Origin of the sequence: Pseudoxanthomonas sp. 22568 (assembly GCF_052044485.1) — a bacterium.
Classification (GTDB): domain Bacteria; phylum Pseudomonadota; class Gammaproteobacteria; order Xanthomonadales; family Xanthomonadaceae; genus Pseudoxanthomonas_A; species Pseudoxanthomonas_A beigongshangi.
The window spans coordinates 1-307 of sequence record NZ_JBQENC010000039.1 but is presented as its reverse complement, the minus strand read 5'-3'; the positions used below and the strand labels follow the sequence as shown (position 1 = coordinate 307).

The 307-nt window shown below is 63.8% G+C and carries 2 protein-coding genes; both read left to right on the top strand.

The annotated features are described in order from the left end of the window. The first annotated feature begins 11 nt into the window (after positions 1 to 11). A complete protein-coding gene (locus ACTJI2_RS20060; protein ID WP_341353011.1) occupies positions 12 to 92 on the top strand; it encodes a flagellin in 81 nt (26 codons plus the stop codon). 79 nt (positions 93 to 171) lie between these two features. Then, on the top strand, positions 172 to 307 hold a 136-nt coding region (locus tag ACTJI2_RS20055), incomplete at its 3' end, for a flagellin N-terminal helical domain-containing protein (RefSeq protein WP_440843144.1).

Sequence of the window (307 nt, the reverse complement as noted above, 5' to 3'; positions counted from 1 at the left end):
CCCGCACCCAGATCCTGCAGCAGGCCGGCACGGCCATGCTGGCCCAGGCCAACCAGGTGCCGCAGAACGTACTGAGCCTGTTGCAACGCTAACCCTCGCGTCCCCGATGGCACGGCGGGGAATCGTTGAAAACTCGTTCCCCGTGCAGAGAACGCCTAAGGAGTCGAACTCATGGCACAAGTGATCAACACCAACACGATCTCGCTGAATGCCCAGCGCAACCTGGGCACCAGCGGTGCATCGCTGGCCACCACCATCCAGCGGCTGTCTTCCGGCCTGCGCATCAACAGCGCCAAGGACGACGCCG